General features: G+C 42.6%; 13 protein-coding genes and 2 tRNA genes. 12 read left to right on the top strand and 3 right to left on the bottom strand.

Going from position 1 to position 17,646, the window contains the following annotated elements:
* Positions 1–20: 20 nt before the first annotated feature.
* Genes KNQ97_RS16780 through KNQ97_RS16750 form a run of 7 tightly spaced genes read left to right on the top strand, consistent with a single transcriptional unit; the run spans position 21 to position 13,632 of the window.
* The gene (locus tag KNQ97_RS16780) at positions 21–1,796 is read left to right on the top strand and encodes an acyl-CoA dehydrogenase (RefSeq protein ID WP_253612501.1); all 1,776 of its coding nucleotides are present in this window, start codon (positions 21–23) and stop codon (positions 1,794–1,796) included.
* Complete coding sequence (locus KNQ97_RS16775) at positions 1,793–2,053, top strand: acyl carrier protein (protein ID WP_001030690.1); 261 nt, start codon at positions 1,793–1,795, stop codon at positions 2,051–2,053. Before KNQ97_RS16780 ends, KNQ97_RS16775 begins: the two co-directional genes overlap by 4 nt.
* On the top strand, positions 2,050–6,009 hold the full coding sequence (locus KNQ97_RS16770) for a non-ribosomal peptide synthetase (protein WP_253612489.1): 3,960 nt from the start codon (positions 2,050–2,052) through the stop codon (positions 6,007–6,009). The genes KNQ97_RS16775 and KNQ97_RS16770 overlap by 4 nt, the downstream gene beginning before the upstream one ends.
* Positions 6,010–6,033: 24 nt before the next feature.
* Positions 6,034–9,684 (top strand): outer membrane lipoprotein-sorting protein, encoded by a 3,651-nt coding sequence (locus KNQ97_RS16765; protein ID WP_253612488.1) that lies wholly within the window; start codon positions 6,034–6,036, stop codon positions 9,682–9,684.
* Positions 9,681–10,955, top strand: a complete 1,275-nt coding sequence (locus KNQ97_RS16760; protein WP_253612487.1) for a porin — start codon at positions 9,681–9,683, stop codon at positions 10,953–10,955. Before KNQ97_RS16765 ends, KNQ97_RS16760 begins: the two co-directional genes overlap by 4 nt.
* Before the next feature lie 54 nt (positions 10,956–11,009).
* Positions 11,010–12,875, top strand: coding sequence for an alpha/beta fold hydrolase (locus KNQ97_RS16755; RefSeq protein ID WP_253612486.1), 1,866 nt, complete (start codon positions 11,010–11,012; stop codon positions 12,873–12,875).
* Positions 12,868–13,632: a 4'-phosphopantetheinyl transferase superfamily protein gene (locus KNQ97_RS16750; protein ID WP_103235764.1), complete on the top strand. Its 765-nt coding sequence runs from the start codon at positions 12,868–12,870 to the stop codon at positions 13,630–13,632. The genes KNQ97_RS16755 and KNQ97_RS16750 overlap by 8 nt, the downstream gene beginning before the upstream one ends.
* Positions 13,633–13,726: 94 nt before the next feature.
* Here the strand turns inward: KNQ97_RS16750 and KNQ97_RS16745 are convergent.
* Positions 13,727–13,802 (bottom strand) — tRNA-Gly (locus KNQ97_RS16745).
* A gap of 45 nt (positions 13,803–13,847) precedes the next feature.
* Positions 13,848–13,923 (bottom strand) — tRNA-Gly (locus KNQ97_RS16740).
* Positions 13,924–14,153: 230 nt separating this feature from the next.
* On the opposite strand from KNQ97_RS16740, the gene KNQ97_RS16735 reads away from it, so the two are divergent.
* From KNQ97_RS16735 to KNQ97_RS16715, 5 genes are all read left to right on the top strand, one after another.
* Positions 14,154–14,462, top strand: a complete 309-nt coding sequence (locus KNQ97_RS16735) for a BolA family transcriptional regulator (RefSeq protein ID WP_000051228.1) — start codon at positions 14,154–14,156, stop codon at positions 14,460–14,462.
* 17 nt (positions 14,463–14,479) lie between these two features.
* Complete coding sequence (locus tag KNQ97_RS16730) at positions 14,480–14,872, top strand: SirB2 family protein (protein ID WP_000338677.1); 393 nt, start codon at positions 14,480–14,482, stop codon at positions 14,870–14,872.
* Between the two features lie 76 nt (positions 14,873–14,948).
* The gene (locus KNQ97_RS16725) at positions 14,949–15,791 is read left to right on the top strand and encodes a ParA family protein (RefSeq protein WP_000957990.1); all 843 of its coding nucleotides are present in this window, start codon (positions 14,949–14,951) and stop codon (positions 15,789–15,791) included.
* Positions 15,792–15,801: 10 nt separating this feature from the next.
* Entirely contained in the window at positions 15,802–16,188 is a 387-nt protein-coding gene (locus KNQ97_RS16720; RefSeq protein ID WP_000677531.1) for a hypothetical protein, read from the top strand.
* A gap of 215 nt (positions 16,189–16,403) precedes the next feature.
* Positions 16,404–16,994 (top strand): LysE family translocator, encoded by a 591-nt coding sequence (locus KNQ97_RS16715; RefSeq protein WP_000573143.1) that lies wholly within the window; start codon positions 16,404–16,406, stop codon positions 16,992–16,994.
* A 7-nt stretch (positions 16,995–17,001) separates the two neighbouring features.
* On the opposite strand, the gene KNQ97_RS16710 is transcribed toward KNQ97_RS16715, so the two are convergent.
* Positions 17,002–17,643, bottom strand: a complete 642-nt coding sequence (locus KNQ97_RS16710) for a DedA family protein (protein ID WP_000421344.1) — start codon at positions 17,641–17,643, stop codon at positions 17,002–17,004.
* Positions 17,644–17,646: the final 3 nt, after the last annotated feature.

Raw genomic sequence — 17,646 nt, 5'->3', positions numbered from 1 at the left:
CCATGTCACTTACGTCCAATTTGCGGCAGTTTCAATCTGCTGCTCGTCTGGAGCAAATTTTAGGCTCCGTACATGATACCAATAATGATTTTTCTTGGTCCGCTGCTATCGAGCGTGATGAGAAAGAGCAATATCCACAGCGAGCTGTTGATTTTCTGAATGCGGTGGGTATGAACCGTTTCTATGTGCCTTCAGAGCTTGGAGGCCGTATGGAAATTGGTGAAGAGTTGTTATATCTGCATCGCGTGTTGGCACGACGCGATCTGACCATCAATTCGACCTATAGCACGAATGCTTGGTCTGTGATCGTATGGATCGGTGGTAATGAGAGCCAATGCCAAAACATCGCTAACCGAATTTTAAGTGGTGCTGCTCCAGCGCTGGCTTATAGTGAGAAAGCGCATGGTGCTGACCTGTTATCTAGTGAAGTGACTGCGCAACCTTCCGACAGTAAGTACGTCTTAAATGGCGAGAAATGGTCGATCAATCGCGCCACTCTAGGTGACTCTTTAAGTCTAATCGCTAAAACGTCAAATGATCGTGGACCCCGTAGCCTGAGTGCATTCTGGCTCGATAAGCGTCATATGGCTTCTAAAGGTACGTATAGCCTGAACCGCCTGCCAACAGTGGGCATGCGTGGTTTAGATATCAGCGGTATTGGTTTTAATAACGCTGAAATTCATAAAGATGCCCTAATCGGTGAAGAAGGCCAGGGGTTAGAACTTGGACTCAAAACTCTACAGGTAACACGTGCATATTGCAGTAGTTTCTCTCTAGGTGCCGGCGATACGATGCTACGCATCGCAACCGAGTTTGCGATTGAACGCGAGTTATATAACAAAAAAGTAATAAGCATACCGTTGGTACGTGAGCAACTCGCTACAGCTTATGCCTACCTTTTAGCAGCGGAGGTGTTATCACTTGTTGGTGCGCGAGGGTTACACGTTTGTATCAATCAATTCAGTACATGGTCACCAATCGTCAAGGTACTGGTGCCTGAATATGTAGAGTCGCTTGCCAAAATCACATCCTCAGTGCTTGGGTCACGTTTTTTCTTAAGAAATGCATATGCAGATGGAATGTTTCAGAAAGCATTCAGGGACCATCTGATTGTCAGTGTGTTTGACGGTAGTAGCACCGTCTGCCTAGACAGTCTGAGTTTTCAGCTCAAATCTGCCAATAAAGGGCGCAGCAAAAAAGCCGACCATCTCAATCAAGCTGAAGCGAAAGCACGCTATCGCCAGTTATATGACTTACAGGTAGAGACAGGTGCTATTGATTTCCGTGAGCTTGAGATTTTCAACCGAGATGGTGACTTGGTGATGGAGTCACTCGAAACAATCATCGAAATGCTCAACGACTCTAATGTCACAGTTGGGTTGTCTGCTGAGACGCTAGCTACGCTACATGAGCGAGCAAACCAGCTTCTGGTTGAGCAGCATTCGTTGGATCAAAAAATTCAGGACTACTTTTCAAATTCTGAGCAAAGCAAGGAGTTTGAAACGATGCGCTTCAGTCTCGCCCGTGACTACGCCGAGTTATTCGCTCGTATTGCTGTGTTGGGTTTCTGGGTTTTTAACCGCCATGGTTTAAGGCCTGCTTTACAGGATGGTGCATGGCTGATCATTTTCTTAAATGCTGCTGAAGGGCAGACAGCTCCTCCTATGACGTCACTACGTGAAAGCACATTGGCAGATCTGCTGGACCGAATTTCAACCAATCACATGTTATCTGTCATCGATTTTGCACTGGCACCGCGTGATGCCAAACCGGTTAAAAAGGAGATTACCCCATGAATAAAGATAAAGCTTACTGGAGCGCAATCATTCGTACGCTAGTCGCTAAAGAGATGCGCGTAGAGCCTGAGACGATTGATCCAGATCAAAAATTTACCAGTTATGGTCTTGATTCGATTGTTGCTTTGTCTGTGTCTGGGGATTTAGAAGATCTGACGAAATTAGAACTTGAGCCAACACTATTATGGGATTACCCAACAATCAATGCGTTGGCTGAATATCTTGTTTCTGAGTTGCAGCAGGGAGTTGCTTCATGAACAACCTTGCACGACTAGAACCGGAAGTTCTGTCTCGTCATGCGATTTCTGCAGAGCAGCTTGGTATTTGGTATATCCAGCGTCTTGAGCCAACTTGCAGTGCTTACAATATGGTGGTGGCCTTTGATGTGAAGGTCAACCAGTCGTTGGGTAACAAGCCAATAGAGATACTAGAAGCGGTAATGCATGATTATCCGCTACTACGTGTAAGTATGCCAGCCAATGATCAGGGGATTGAGCAACTGATCTGGGATCGCGTGTATCCGAATATCATCTTTTCTGATGCTCGTCATATTGAAGCTTCTGATTTGACGCAATTGGTTGAACAGGACACCAAGCAGCCGTTTGACCTGACTCAGCCACCGTTGTGGCGTATTCATTGTTATGAACGCGGTCAAAATCATTATGTGATCGCATTTGTGATTCATCATGCGCTCATGGATTTTTGGTCAATTGGTCTATTGCTGAGAGACGTTAGCAAACGTTTTGGAATCGTGGCAGAGTCGGATGCAGTGAACGGAATCGAGTTTGCACAGTATGCCGATAAGCAGCAGAGCAGCGTGATTGATGATACTGATGAGAGCTTAATTTTCTGGAAAAATGCACTGAAGCATGCACCACATGTGCATAGCATTCCGCTTGACTATCCTCGTCCAGCCGTACAGCAACATAAAGGCAGTTCACTGGTTTTCCGTGTGCCTGAGTCAGTGTCATCTGGCCTTGTAAACCTAGCAAAAGATTATGAGATCACATTATTCGGACTTGTGCTCTCTGGCTTTTATGTTCTACTACACAAACTATCTAATGAAAATAATCTAGTCATTGCTACGCCCGTAGCAGGTCGACTTGAACGTTCTTTACGTAATGCATTGGGTCAGTTTGTCAACACGATTGCTATTCACATGGACATCGATGCTGACCAGACTTTACGTCAATTTACCCAGCAGGTTCAGGAACAATTAAGACAAAGCCTTAAACATCAAAAAATTGCCTTTTCTAGAGTAGTTGAAGCTGTCTCACCAAAGCGTGATGGCAGTATTAATCCATTGGCTCAGATAGGAATGTTCTGGGAACGTCTGGGTGGTATGGATGAGTTTAAAGAACTACTCCTACCAATCCAGACTCCGGCCACTTTGGTTGGACAAGATTTGACGTTAGGAAGTTTTCCGGTTCGCCAGCAAGAAGGACAGTTGGATATTACACTGGAAATGGGCGGTGAATATCAAGGTGAACTCGTTGGTGTATTGAAATACAACACTGATCTATTTTCTGCGCAGTCTGCCGAGAATATGGTGCAACTGCTGCAAGCTGTACTATCAGAGATGGTGGCTCACCCTGAACGTAAGATCGTTGAGTTAGATATCGCACCTGATTATAAAGATGGCATTCAGTTTGAGGCCCTCCGTGGAAAGGTGACTGATTATGCTCAGCATGATCTACTTGGAATGATTCTAAAGCAGATTGAAGAGCGTGGTGAAAATCATGCTTTAACCTCAAACGATCATACGATTAGCTATCGTGACTTAGGTCAACATATTGCTGGTATTGCTGAATATTTGCGTGCACACGGCATTACACGCGGTGATCGTGTAGGTCTGATGTTAGACCGCACGGCGTTATTGCCAGCAGCAATCCTTGGAATCTGGGCGGCAGGTGCAGCTTATGTACCGCTAGATCCTAATTTCCCAACTGAACGTCTACAGAACATTATTGAAGACGCTGAACCTAAAGTCATCTTGACTCAAACCGAGTTAATGGATGGTCTTAACGTTTCTGTGCCTCGCTTAGATATCAATCAAGCTGGTGTTGTGGCACTTGAACAAGTGCGCGAGACGCTTGCCTTTGGTGACATAGCTTATGTGATGTACACATCAGGCTCGACAGGTAAGCCTAAAGGTGTCCGTATTGGGCATCCTTCAATTATCAATTTCTTGCTATCTATGAATGATAGATTGCAAGTAACGACTGAAACTCAGTTGTTAGCAATCACCACGTATGCATTTGATATTTCAATTCTTGAATTACTCATTCCGCTGATGTACGGCGGTGTGGTGCATGTTTGCCCACGTGAGGTATCACAAGATGGCAATCAATTGGTGGATTATCTAAATGCCAAGTCTATCAATATTCTGCAGGCAACACCGGCTTCTTGGAAAATGCTCTTAGACAGCGAGTGGAGCGGCAATGCGGGATTGACAGCACTCTGTGGAGGCGAAGCGTTAGATACTATTCTGGCAGAAAAACTGCTGGGTAAAGTCGGTTGCTTATGGAATGTCTATGGCCCGACCGAAACTACAGTGTGGTCTAGTGCGGCTCGTATCACTGATGCAAAGTATATTGATTTAGGTGAACCACTGGCGAACACTCAGCTTTATGTCCTTGATGAGCAGCAGCGTTTAGTTCCACCAGGCGTTATGGGTGAGCTTTGGATTGGCGGTGATGGTCTGGCAGTTGATTACTGGCAACGCCCTGAACTGACAGATGCACAATTTAGAACATTGCCATCTCTACCAAATGCCGGTCGACTCTACCGTACAGGGGATAAAGTCTGCCTGCGTACAGATGGACGTCTGACTCATCACGGACGTCTGGATTTTCAGGTCAAGATTCGTGGGTTCCGTATCGAACTAGGTGAAATCGAGAATGTCCTCAAACAGATCGACGGTATCACAGATGCAGTAGTGCTGGTTAAAACTACAGGTGACAACGACCAGAAACTGGTGGCATATGTAACTGGACAAGAGCTTGATATTGCTGGTTTAAAAAAGACCCTGCAAATCCATCTTCCAGCTTATATGGTGCCAAGTGCGTTTATCCGATTGGATGAGTTTCCAATGACGGCCAACAAGAAGTTGGATCGTAAGGCATTTCCTGAGCCGATCTTTGAGCAGAGCAATGATTATGTTGCACCGCGTGATCCGATCGAAATCGAGCTGTGTACTACCTTTGAACAGATCTTGTCGGTCAAGCGAGTTGGTATACATGATGATTTCTTAGAACTAGGTGGGCATTCACTATTAGCTGTGAAGCTTGTTAACCATCTTAAAAAGGTTTTCGGTACCGAACTGTCAGTTGCTTTGTTGGCACAGTACTCCACTGTGGAGCGTCTGGGTGAGATCATTCGTGAAAATAAAGAAATTAAACCATCCATCGTAATTGAGCTGCGCCGTGGAACCTCTGAGCAACCGTTGTGGCTGTTCCATCCAATTGGTGGCAGTACCTTCTGTTATATGGAACTTTCGCGTCATCTTAATCCGAACCGTACCCTACGTGCTATTCAGTCTCCTGGACTGATTGAGGCAGATGCTGCGGAAGTGGCGATTGAAGAAATGGCGACGCTCTATATTGCTGAAATGCGAAAGATGCAGCCTCAAGGGCCTTATTTCCTCGGTGGTTGGTGTTTCGGTGGGGCGATTGCCTACGAGATTAGCCGTCAGTTGCGTCAAATGGGACAACAGGTCACAGGTATTGTCATGATCGATACCCGTGCTCCAATTCCAGAAAATGTACCTGAAGATGCCGATGATGCCATGCTTTTGTCTTGGTTTGCCCGTGATTTGGCTGCGCCTTATGGCAAAAAGTTGACGATTCCAGCGCAATATTTGCGTGAGTTGAGTCCAGATCAAATGTTTGATCATGTACTTAAAGAAGCTAAGGCCATTAATGTTCTGCCTCTCGATGCAGACCCATCAGATTTCCGACTTTACTTTGATACCTATTTGGCGAATGGCATCGCACTCCAGACCTATTTCCCAGACCCAGAAGATTTTCCAATCCTTTTGGTTAAGGCCAAAGATGAGCCAGAGGATTTTGGGGAAAGCTTAGGTTGGGATCAACTAGTCAAAGACACGTTGACACAAGTCGATTTGCCTGGTGACCACTCATCAATTATGTACGCTGAGAATGTCGTAGCTGTAGCCCAGACAATTGATCAGATGTACCCAATTCCTGCATAAGAAATATAAGAAGGTAGAACCACTATGGTGACCATAGAACATGCTTTCCTCATACCGGCCAAGATTGACAAGGTTTTCAACTACCTTGCAAACCCAGCCAATGATGCAGGTTGGCAATTGTCGTGTAAACATTCTGAACTGCTAGACAGTACTCCGCGTGTGGGCAGTAAGTACGAGATTGGTTTTAGCTTTATTGGTCGTGAAATGTCCTTTAAAGGTGAAATTACACATCTAGTACCGAACGAATTGTATGCGTTTAAAGTAGTGGAGGGACCCTTTCACTACACAGGTACTTACCGTTTCAAACCACATCCGGAAGGTACATGGATTGAATGGGTGTTTGAAGCTGAACCAGGTAGTTTTTTTGGTGTATTGCCGCCAGCACTGCTAAAAAAGATGGTGCTCGCCCAGTTCAAAAAAGATGTCGACAATCTTCAAGCATTGGCTCAGAAGGGTGAAGCCTATGAGTCAGTTGGCAATGAAAATAAACCAACTCTCGAAACCAATAGACCACCTCATAAGACTCAACAAATGATGGAGAGATACGCGCGTTGGATTCTTAGCCACCGCCGTATTGTCTTGACTTTGGTGATGCTCTTAACACTTGCTCTGGCATATCTGGCATCTGGTGTAAAAATTATTATTGACCCAGATGCACTTGCACCTAAAGGGCATCCCTACATCACCTCGACCAAGCTGATTGAAAAGAAATTCGGCTCCAAATATATGGTCGTGATTGGTATTACTCCGAAGCAGGGTGATATTTATCAGCCGCAAGTATTGGAGAAAGTCAAACGCATTACAGAAGAAGTTGATAATGCACCGGGCGTGGTCCGTTCCACGATGATGAGTCTGGCTGCACGTCAGGCAAAAGGTATCGAGGCGAATGCAGAAGGGTTCGATGCCAAGAAACTATTGCCGAGTAGTTCAGTCACTCAAGAAGATATCGATCACCTGAAAAAACTGCTGGCACTGAATCCAACCTATATGAATTCAGTGGTATCTAAAGATCAACAAACTGCTGCGATTTTGCTTGAGCTTGAGGAAAGTCCAGAGGGCTTCCAGAAAATGATGGGCCCGATTAATAAAATCGTAGAAAGCGAACAATCTAAAGATATGACCATCAGTGTCGGTGGCAATCCTGTGTATCTGGATAAAGCTGAAGACTACTCTAAGCGTATCAATATCTTGTTCCCGATTGCCGTATTAGTGATTGGTTTATTGCACTTTGAAGCATTCCGCAGCAAGCAAGGTTTGATTCTGCCGCTCGTTACAGCTTTGTTGGCTGTGGCATGGGGTATGGGCATGATGGGCTTGTTCAAACAGCCAATGGATATCTTTAACTCGCCTACGCCAATTCTGATTCTGGCCATCGCGGCAGGGCATGCCGTGCAGTTGCTCAAGCGCTACTATGAAGATTTTGATCGCCTGATTGCTCAAGGGATGGAGCCTAAAGCTGCCAATAGCGAAGCTGTAGTGCAGTCTTTGGTTCGTGTTGGTCCGGTTATGGTGTTGGCTGGTGGTATTGCAGCAGCTGGATTCTTCTCTCTGTTGACTTTCAACATTCCAACGATTCGTTCATTCGGTATTTTTACAGGAATTGGGATCATCAGTACGCTGGTGATTGAGATGACTTTTATTCCGGCACTCCGCTCAATGCTGCCACCGCCTTCGGTCGTGAAGGTCAAACGTAAAGGCTTGGCAATTTGGGATTGGATTCCAAACCGTATTGGTGATGTCATTTTGTCAGTTCGTCCACGAATGATGTTAATGACTGCAATTGCTGCGATGGGCGTCTTACTTGCTATCGGCACGAGCCGTATTGTGGTAGACAACGATAGCCGTAATTTCTTCTCTCGCGACTTACCAATGCAACAAGACGACAGATTTTTAAATCAGTCTCTTGGTGGCACAAACAGCCTTTACATTATGGTTGATACCAAAGTTCGTGATGGTATTGAAAACCCTGAAATCTTAAAAGCGATTGATAATACAGAAAAGTTCGCGAACTCAATTCCAGAGGTCGGTAAAACCATCTCTATCGTGGACTATATCAAACGAATGAATCAGGCAATGAATGCTGATCAGCCACAAGCATTTCAGGTTCCTGCAACCAAAGACGTTGTTGCTCAGTATCTGCTGTTGTATTCAATGTCTGGTGAGCCGACTGATTTTGATTCATACATTGATACCACTCAGCGCTATGCCAAGATCACGATTCTTCTGAAAACCGGCAGTAATCATCGCATTAAAGAAATCCTTGAGTCGCTAAAAACGTATATGGCGGGTCAATTGGGTGATAAGGCTGTAGTAAGTTTTGGTGGTGATGTAACGCAGACCATTGCTTTGACTGAAACGATGGTTCACGGCAAGCTCATGAACATTCTACAAATTTCATTTGCCGTATTCTTTATTTCAGCATTGGTTTTCCGTTCGATTTCAGCGGGACTGATTGTTCTTACACCACTTCTGTTCTCAATTCTTGCCATCTTTGGCGTGATGGGCTGGCTCGACATTCCGCTCAATATTCCGAACTCTCTCATCTCGGCCATGGCTGTAGGTATTGGTGCGGATTATGCCATCTACTTCCTCTACCGCTTGCGTGAAATCTTGCGCGAAGAAGGCGGCGATATCAAAGATGCTATTCGTAAAACTTTAAGTACAGCTGGTAAGGCTTCTCTTTTTGTCGCGACTGCGGTTGCCGGTGGGTATGGCGTATTGTCTTTGTCACAAGGCTTCCACGTCCATCAATGGCTCGCGATGTTTATTGTGATTGCGATGCTTTTCAGTGTATTTGCAACCTTAATTATGGTACCTACAATGATTCTAATATTAAAACCTCGTTTTATCTTTTCTTCAAAGAAGAAGAGCATTCCTGTTGCACAAACTGTGGTGACAAGCCTTTTGTTAGGTACGGCGCTTACAATGTCGATGCCTAAAACATCTCATGCAGATGAAGTTCAAGATATTGTTAATCGTAGTGATGATGCCTCTAAATTCTTATCTTCAACGGCTAGTGCCAAATTTATTTTGACCTCTAAAAATGGCGAGCAACGTGTACGTTTAACTAAAAATATGACCAAGCTTGCTGGAAATACGCAGAACAATATGCGTTTGACTGAGTTCATTTCACCAGCAGATGTCCAAGGAACCACGACGCTGTTGATTGAAAATGCGAAAGGCAGCGATAGCATGTTTGTCTATTTGCCTGCATTGAAAAAAGTACGTCGTCTTGCATCGGCGAATAAAGGTGATGCTTTTATTGGTACGGACTTTAGTTATGGTGATGTCCTTGGCTATAAGCTCAGTGACTGGAAGTATACGAAACTGGCAGATGGTAAATTTAATGGCAAAGATTGCTACATGATTGAAGCAACACCAATTAATAATACGGTGAAGAGTGATTTTGGTTATAGCAAACGTCGTATGTGCATACTCAAAGACAACTTTGTTACAGCAACCATCGACATTTGGGATACAGCAGGCAAACCATTAAAACATATTGAATTCACCGATATCCGTCCTTACGGCAAAGTGAAACCGAGATGGCAAGCCATGAAATCTATGGCGAAGAATCTGCAAACTCAACATATGACGCAAGTGATCGTCAATGATTTTGCGGCAGAAAAAACCTTGTCCGATAAGCTTTTCTCACCGCAGAGTCTTGAGAAATGACGCAAGGTGCCTATTGGGTATTTGTATGCTGCAGTAGCTTTATGCTACTGCAGCATACTTATGCAGATGACAGCGAAATGAGTTTTGTGAGCCAAAACTCAGCGAGACTCGATGTGTGGTCATCAGATCGTGATTTAAGTTCGTTAAAAAACATTGGGCAAGCAAGTTTCTGGTCCAATGGTACGCTCAAGTTTAACCCTGCATTTAAGCTGCATTACGACATAGTGGTTTCAGACGAAACGGACCACACTGTAAACCCAGATCAGGTGAGTAAGGTAAATCGTAACTTACGTGAGTTGTATGCGTTATATAATTGGGACCAGACCATCTATGTCGATGTTGGTCGTCAGATTGTAGTTTGGGGGAGAGCTGATGGGATTAACCCAACGGATAACCTATCGCCCCGTGACTATACGCGTCTAGTACCAGATGAGACAGATCAACGTCTGGGAAATGATGCAATCAAATTGACGTATATTCCTGAATCTGGAACCAATAAATGGACGGCATTGTGGTATCCGCGTAGTCGTTCAGATGTGATTCCATTGCGTCAGATTGCTGGTGTTCAGTATGACATAGACCGTAAGAGCCGTCCTGCATTTGCAATGCGTTGGGATTATTCCGTAGATGGTCTAGATGTAGGGGCATCGTATTTCTCAGGTTTAGATCATATGCCTGATCTGTCAGTTCTTTCAGCGTCTCCAACAGGGGAGGCCACATTGCAACTGAAAAATAACCCTATGTCCGTCTATGGAGTAGATTTTAGTTATAACCATAACGATCTTGTGTGGCGCGGTGAAGCTGCATATACAAAGACTGACTCAAATGGCAGCGAAGATCTTACCCATAAGAAAAATAATTTAACTATAGTTATGGGGCCGGAATGGTCATTAAAAAATTCTACGCTGAGTTTAGTAGGCGTGTACAAGCATACAGAAGACTTTAAATCTGCCGATAGCCTAACAAATCCATCATTGAGTACAGTCTACCGTTATCAGCAAACAATCAGCGACCAATATGAGCAAGATCAGTATGGAGCTATGCTGCGTTATGCGCTTAACCTATTGAATGACAATTTAAAGTTAGAGTTTACAGGATTCTATTTTGCACCAGAGCCTAATGAATTGTTGAGAGTACGTATTAACTACAACCTCAATGATCACTGGCAGTTAAATGCAGGTGGAGATCGCTTCTGGGGCAGAAATGATACGGTACTAGGACAATTTAGAGATAACAGTCTGGTGTATGCCCAGGTTCGATATAACTTTTAAGATAACTCGCTTCAAAAACAATGCTGGAGTGCCCAGCACCTAATAAGGTGATTTATGGATAATCTAAATAACGCAAAAAAAGATAATTTTTCACGGAAGACCATATTAGTAACAGGTGCAGCAGGTTTTATTGGCAGCAGATTGATCGTTGAACTTCTGCGTGAAGGTCATCAGGTGATTGCTGCGCTGCGTAATGCCGCAACCAAGAAAGATAAGCTATTAGGTTTCATTACAACCCAAGGGCTGGCTGATCCATCTATATCTTTTGTTGAATATGATTTAAGCCGTGATTTTAAGCTGGACTCTCTATTATCGGACGCCCAGACAAAAATCCATGTAATTTATCATCTCGCAGCATCATTTAATTGGGGCATTAGCAAAGCTGAAGCTGAGCGTACCAATATTAAGTCAGGGCTGGCGTTAATTGAATGGGCTGCAACATTGAAGCAGCTTGAGCGATTTATCTGGATTGGCGGGTATCGTGTGGCTGCGCCGCCGCAAGAATCGGCTGATGAGTTGTATTGCAAACATGGTGGTTATGAGGCTTCAAAAATTCTAGGACATCAAGCTTTCATTGAGGCCTGTAAGCGTTTAAATGTGCCATGGACTGCAATAAATCCGGCGACAGTCATTGATGGTTTTTATAATTATGGCGATATGCAATATATCGGTATTGCTGACATGATTGATAAGCTCTATCAGGGACGTTTACTGGCATTACCTGGTGGCCGTGACACATTCCTGCCACTATGCAATATGCAGTATATCGTGAGCTTTCTGATCCGAACGATGTCTTATCCTGAAACGATTGCTCAGGAATATATGCTGCTTGATCCTGCGACACCCAAATTTCATCGCCTAGTTCACCTAGCTGCTGAGCATTTGGGAGTTAACTCACCACATTTACAAATACCTAAAGTTTTGCTCGAGAAATTACCAGAGGTATTACTTGACGGTTCTAAAGAGCAACTTTCTTTCATTTCTACCGAGCACTACCATGTTGCTGGGGCAGAGGCGATGGCGGCGAAGATGGGCATCGCAGACCTGATCAGTATCATGCCTTATTTTTCTCGCTGGATTGATCGCTTGGTGTTTACACGTTTTGGTCGTATGCAAGTACCAACACCTAATTCTTTTAGCTATCAGAACCGCTATTGGATAGAAATTTATACTAAACAGCCAGTTGGTTCAGAAAAAGTTTCTGCATTATTTTTACACGGCATTCCATTTGATAGTACATGTTGGTCTCCAATCATCAATAAAATTACTTATGATCAGGTCGCTATGATGGACTTACCGGGACTTGGGCGTTCAGGTAGTTATGAAATGATGGAAGATAATAACCATCAATTTATTGATACTGCGGCAGAGCTTTTGGCACCAAATAGTGTGGTGATTGCCCACTCATTAGGATGTCTTTTTGCATTAAATCTTGCAAAGAAATATCCAGATAAAGTTGCACGCCTTATCCTTATATCGCCTTATTTTGTTCAGGCACAGGCTGCAAAAATGTTTCAGATACAAGCGATATCTAAACTCATTTTCCGTTTTGTGCCGAAAGATGTGATTGCTAAAGATTTACATCCAGAGGGGCAACAAAATCTGTCAGTGAGATATGCGATGGATTCACTACGCCGCATGTCAGTGTCTAAGCATATTAGTGAGTACATGCACCACATTAATTTGCCGCAGCAGCGCGCAGCACAGACAGCTTTGCTTTCTGAGCTTCGATCTAAAATCGAGATTATTGTGGGAGAGAAAGATCCAATTGTTACTCCAATCAGTCCTGAGATTCCTGTACATATCATCGCTGGCGCAGGTCATAATCCACACGTTACCCATGTAGAAGCGGTTTATGATTACCTTACACCGGTTCTGACAAAGTACATTAGCACTACAGCACAGCTTAGTGATGTCTGATGTAGCGAACGTACAGGTTTATGTTTGCCCAATTTTACGGGTACCAGACAACCATCTCATATTGAGTCATTATCTCAGCTTTCTCAATGAGGCAGAAAAGTTGAGATATGATCAATATCATTCTCATGCTGCACGACTTTTCTTAATTTCTCGTGTGTTAATGAAGTCTGTTTTATCAGATAAGTTGGGTATCTCACCCCATGAGGTCATCATTCAATTACAACCTAACGGCAAACCATTTGTACGAGGCAATAAGGCTATTTATTTTAATCTTAGTCACTCAGCGGACCTTATTGTCTTTGCTGTGACAGAAAAAGGAGAAATAGGAGTCGATGTTGAAAGAATGAACCATGAGTTCGAATGGAGGCGTGTCGATAGCGTGTTAGCGCCAAGTGAAATTGAATGGATTCAGCAAAATGAATGGACTAATCCAACTAGTGTATATCAACGTTTTTTTCAAATATGGACCTTAAAAGAATCCTATATTAAATGTACTGGTGAAGGAATGAGCCGTCATTTAAAGAAGCTCAACTTTCATGTATCACCTGAACATATACAATTTTGCGATTTAACCAAGAATGATGTTCAAAGAACCGAGCAGTATCATTTTAAAAGTTATATCTATAATTATAGTTTTATCTTTTCCCTATGTTTACAGCAGAGTCATTGCCTAGAAAGCTTTAATATAGATTGTTTTCAATTATTACCTTATATATCTACACATCGAATAACTCTAGAACCTTGCGAACATAACTAACTTAAATCAAGGCAATGAGTGATTTTGAAATTCTAGATATATAAACAGATCAAAAGAAAAAGGCACTTACCTTTCGATAAGTGCCTTTTGAATTTGGAGCGGGAAACGAGACTCGAACTCGCGACCCCAACCTTGGCAAGGTTATGCTCTACCAACTGAGCTATTCCCGCATGTATGAGCAGTTTTTACTAAAACTTTCTCAAAAAAAACCAATCTGGAGCGGGAAACGAGACTCGAACTCGCGACCCCAACCTTGGCAAGGTTATGCTCTACCAACTGAGCTATTCCCGCGTGCCGCTTATAATACATTAAGCAAAACAAGGGTCAACAACTTTATGCAAATAATTATGCTGATTGCATAAAATAAAAACAGAAATGAGCATTTAGAGTTATTTTTATTGATAAGTTGCCGAATAAATAGACATTTTGTTTGAAGTCAAAGCGTACAAGAGCAACTTTTGTTTGTGTGTAGACAGGGTATACTAGGTCTAAATATACGAATAATCGTAAAAGGAAAAGCTATGAGCCTTGAACAACAGTTGATTGAACGGTTACAGACCCTTGCACCTAGCCATTTAGAAGTCATTAATGAGTCTGCCGGCCACGGTGGTTATTTTCCTGGTAAAGAATCCCACTTTAAAGTGATTGTGGTGAGTGAAGAATTTAACGGCTTGCGTTTGGTTCAGCGTCATCAAAAAGTTTATGCCTTGGCTTCTGATTTAATGAATCCAGGACAAATTCATGCTTTAGCAATCCACGCTTATTTACCAAGTGAGTGGCAAGGCCAAGCGCCAGCGAGTCCAGAATGTGCACATGCACCTAAAAGCTAAAAGCTAAGGGCTTATTTATGGATGCACATTTACTCACTAAAATTATCCATATGACTGCGGTAGCAGCCGCACTTATGGTTTTTGTATTACGCGCTTCAACACTATTTATTGGTGTACAAGGTGAACAACCTAACCCAGCAGGGCGTAAAGTTTTAGTTGCTTTACAGCATTTGTCATTTACCGTGGTTTTCATTACCGGAGCAATTTTACTGGTGATGAAGAACTTTCAGGTACAGCCATGGTTCTACGCTAAAATTATCTTATTTTTAGTGCTTTTATCATCTTTAATGAAAGCCTTTAAAAAGGATGACACTATTTTACTAGCTCAGCGCCGTGCGGGTTTGGTCATTAGTGCAATCGCATTTGTTGCCATTATTATTCTGGTGATAGTGAAACCTGTTTTTGCTTAATTGTTCTACATTCTTTGCCTTTTTGCGTAAGCTCTAGGTTAAACTGCATACAGTAAAAAAATATGTAGAGGGAAACATGCTAACTCGTGTGGTGTTTAACCAAAAAGGCGGTGTAGGGAAATCAAGTATTACTGTAAATTTGGCTGCCATTAGTGCCAAACATGGCTTAAGGACCTTGGTTATCGATCTTGATCCTCAAGCCAACTCAAGCCAATACCTTTTAGGCGAAGAAGCAACATACGCTGCTGATAAAGCAGTTTTAGAACCAAATATTGAAAACTTCTTTGAAGATGTGTTGGGAAATAATCAACAAAAAGGTTTAATTGGGAACGCACTGGGCTCAATTCTAAAAGCTCCACGCAACAAAGATCTCGACAGTTTTGTACACTCTACATCCTTTGCAAAATTAGATGTGCTTCCGGCTAGCCCTACGCTCGGTGCTCTTGAACATGCACTTGAAAGCAAACATAAAATTTATAAATTGCGTGACTCTATTCAAAGCTTGGTTGGGCGCTATGACCGCATTTATATTGACACACCTCCAGCCTTTAACTTTTTCACATTGTCTGCATTAATTGCAGCAGATAAGGTTCTGATTCCTTTTGACTGTGATGTCTTTTCAAAGCGTGCTTTACAAACATTGATTGAAAATGTTCTCGAAACGCAAGATGATCATAATGATCGCTTGGAAATTGAAGGAATTGTGGTGAATCAGTTCCAGTCCCAAGCAAAACTACCTCGGGAAGTGGTTCAACAGTTAAAAGATGAAGGGTTACCCGTGCTCAATAGCATGTTACCGCCTTCGATTTTGATGAAAGAATCACATCAGAAAAATTTACCTTTGGCTCACTTAGCGCCAGAACACAAATTGACTCAGTCTTATGAGGCATTGTTCAGCGAAATTGAACCAAAACGATAAGAGAAAAATGATGAAAGGCTTATATATTGTGCCTTTGGCAGCGGCCACTTTACTATTGAGCGCTTGTGCTACAACGGTAAAACCGACTTATGTGTCTCCGACGCAGTATCAATCTTTGAGTTGCCAGCAGCTACAAAGTGAATATAACCGTATTCAACAATATATCGACAATGGTGTACAGACACCAAAAAGTACAGGTATGGGTGTTGGACTCGGGCTTGGCGGTGGCTGGGGACGAGGCGGTTGGGGATTCGGCCCATCCATCTCTGTCAATATGGGACAATCTTCTTCAACCAAAAACACCGAACTTTCACGTGTATTAGGTCAACAAGAAGCCATTGTTCAGGCTGCTCAGTTCAAGAATTGTCCAATTATTGTTCGTAAAAAGACGAATTAATCATCAGTTTTGCATCACAATATGCTAACTAATTGCATATTGTGATGAATAAAGTTTAGCAAAATGTTTCATAATAAAATTATTATAAATCAATAATTTTTTAAAGATAAGCCTTAGAATAACTTGTATTCTTTCTAATCAGAATACGCTCTAAACTTGCTATATTTTGCCCATTTCGTTTAATGTTGCCGCATCTTTACTAATGTGGAAATTATATGATTGAGAGCTGGTTTTTTGTATTAGCTATGTTGGCTGTTTTACTTATTCCGGGCCCGACAAACGCATTACTTGCAACCGCCGCTCACTCACAAGGTTTATCTAAAACATTCTGGCTTATCCCGATGGAATGGTTGGGCTACGCTTATGGCATTAGTTTTTGGGCAGTGTTCATTCATTTGGCAGATCCGGTTTGGCCTGCACTACTGCTTATTTTGCACATCACTAGCGTATTATATGTATTCTGGATGGCATTCCGCTTATGGAAAACCACGCATTTACAACAATTTAGCCAAAATCATCGTAATATTCGCCCACGTCAATTATTCTTCTCAACTTTAAAAAATCCTAAGTCTTTACTTTTTGCCGCAGGTATTTTCCCCGCTGAAACATGGAATTCGCCTGAAAATTTTCTCATGGTTCTGGCTGCTTTTACTTTGATTCTTATTCCAGCAGCAAGTTTCTGGATGTTTTTCGGACGTGCTTTATTGACGGGATCAATGAAAAAAATAAAGGCCGATCATCTATATAAAGGATCGGCCATGTTACTTATTTTATGTATGCTTCCGGTGGTATTCCGTTTTTTCTAATTGCTCTTTAAACGTTAGCTTTTCGATTTTTTAGCTTTTGACGTATGAAGCCGATCACACCCGGTAAAATACTAATAATAATGATGCCAAAAATAAGGTGGGTAAAGTTATCTTTTACAAGTGGATGTCCACCGAAGAGATAGCCTAAAGTGACAAAAGAAGCTACCCAACAGAATGCGCCAATTACGTTATAAGTTAAGAAAAACTTATAATTCATGCTGCCAGCGCCAGCAACGAAAGGTGCAAAGGTACGAGCAAATGGAATGAAACGTGCAAAAATAATAGTCTTGCCACCATGACGGGCGAAGAATTCTTGAGTCTTAATTAAATGTTGCTTATTAATAAAGCGTGAATTCATCTCAAATACACGTGGACCGATAAAACGTCCAATATGATAGTTCACTGTATCGCCTAAAACCGCGGCAATGAAGAGTAGAATGCCCAGTAACCAAGGGTCCATTGTGCCTGTAGAAGCCGCTAAAGCACCTGCTGCGAACAGTAAGCTGTCACCCGGTAAGAACGGCATAACCACTAAACCGGTTTCGACAAAAATAATTAAAAATAAAATGCCATAAATCCACGTCCCGTAATTTGTGATAAATTCGGCGAGATGCTGATCAACGTGTAGAATAAAATCAAGAAGTTCCATGAG

The sequence above is a fragment of the Acinetobacter sp. UC24323 genome (assembly GCF_024151445.1).
GTDB lineage: Bacteria > Pseudomonadota > Gammaproteobacteria > Pseudomonadales > Moraxellaceae > Acinetobacter > Acinetobacter baumannii.
Note: the sequence above shows the minus strand (reverse complement) of the source record. Positions and strands in the feature narration are given on the sequence as shown.

Bases quoted from the DNA above. Each gene is read 5' to 3' on its own strand.
- KNQ97_RS16775 (WP_001030690.1), top strand. From the start codon at position 1,793: ATGAATAAAGATAAAGCTTACTGGAGCGCAATCATTCGTACGCTAGTC.
- KNQ97_RS16770 (WP_253612489.1), top strand. From the start codon at position 2,050: ATGAACAACCTTGCACGACTAGAACCGGAAGTTCTGTCTCGTCATGCG.
- KNQ97_RS16765 (WP_253612488.1), top strand. From the start codon at position 6,034: ATGGTGACCATAGAACATGCTTTCCTCATACCGGCCAAGATTGACAAG.
- KNQ97_RS16760 (WP_253612487.1), top strand. From the start codon at position 9,681: ATGACGCAAGGTGCCTATTGGGTATTTGTATGCTGCAGTAGCTTTATG.
- KNQ97_RS16755 (WP_253612486.1), top strand. From the start codon at position 11,010: ATGGATAATCTAAATAACGCAAAAAAAGATAATTTTTCACGGAAGACC.
- KNQ97_RS16750 (WP_103235764.1), top strand. From the start codon at position 12,868: ATGTCTGATGTAGCGAACGTACAGGTTTATGTTTGCCCAATTTTACGG.
- KNQ97_RS16735 (WP_000051228.1), top strand. From the start codon at position 14,154: ATGAGCCTTGAACAACAGTTGATTGAACGGTTACAGACCCTTGCACCT.
- KNQ97_RS16730 (WP_000338677.1), top strand. From the start codon at position 14,480: ATGGATGCACATTTACTCACTAAAATTATCCATATGACTGCGGTAGCA.
- KNQ97_RS16725 (WP_000957990.1), top strand. From the start codon at position 14,949: ATGCTAACTCGTGTGGTGTTTAACCAAAAAGGCGGTGTAGGGAAATCA.
- KNQ97_RS16720 (WP_000677531.1), top strand. From the start codon at position 15,802: ATGAAAGGCTTATATATTGTGCCTTTGGCAGCGGCCACTTTACTATTG.
- KNQ97_RS16715 (WP_000573143.1), top strand. From the start codon at position 16,404: ATGATTGAGAGCTGGTTTTTTGTATTAGCTATGTTGGCTGTTTTACTT.
- KNQ97_RS16710 (WP_000421344.1), bottom strand. From the start codon at position 17,643: ATGGAACTTCTTGATTTTATTCTACACGTTGATCAGCATCTCGCCGAA.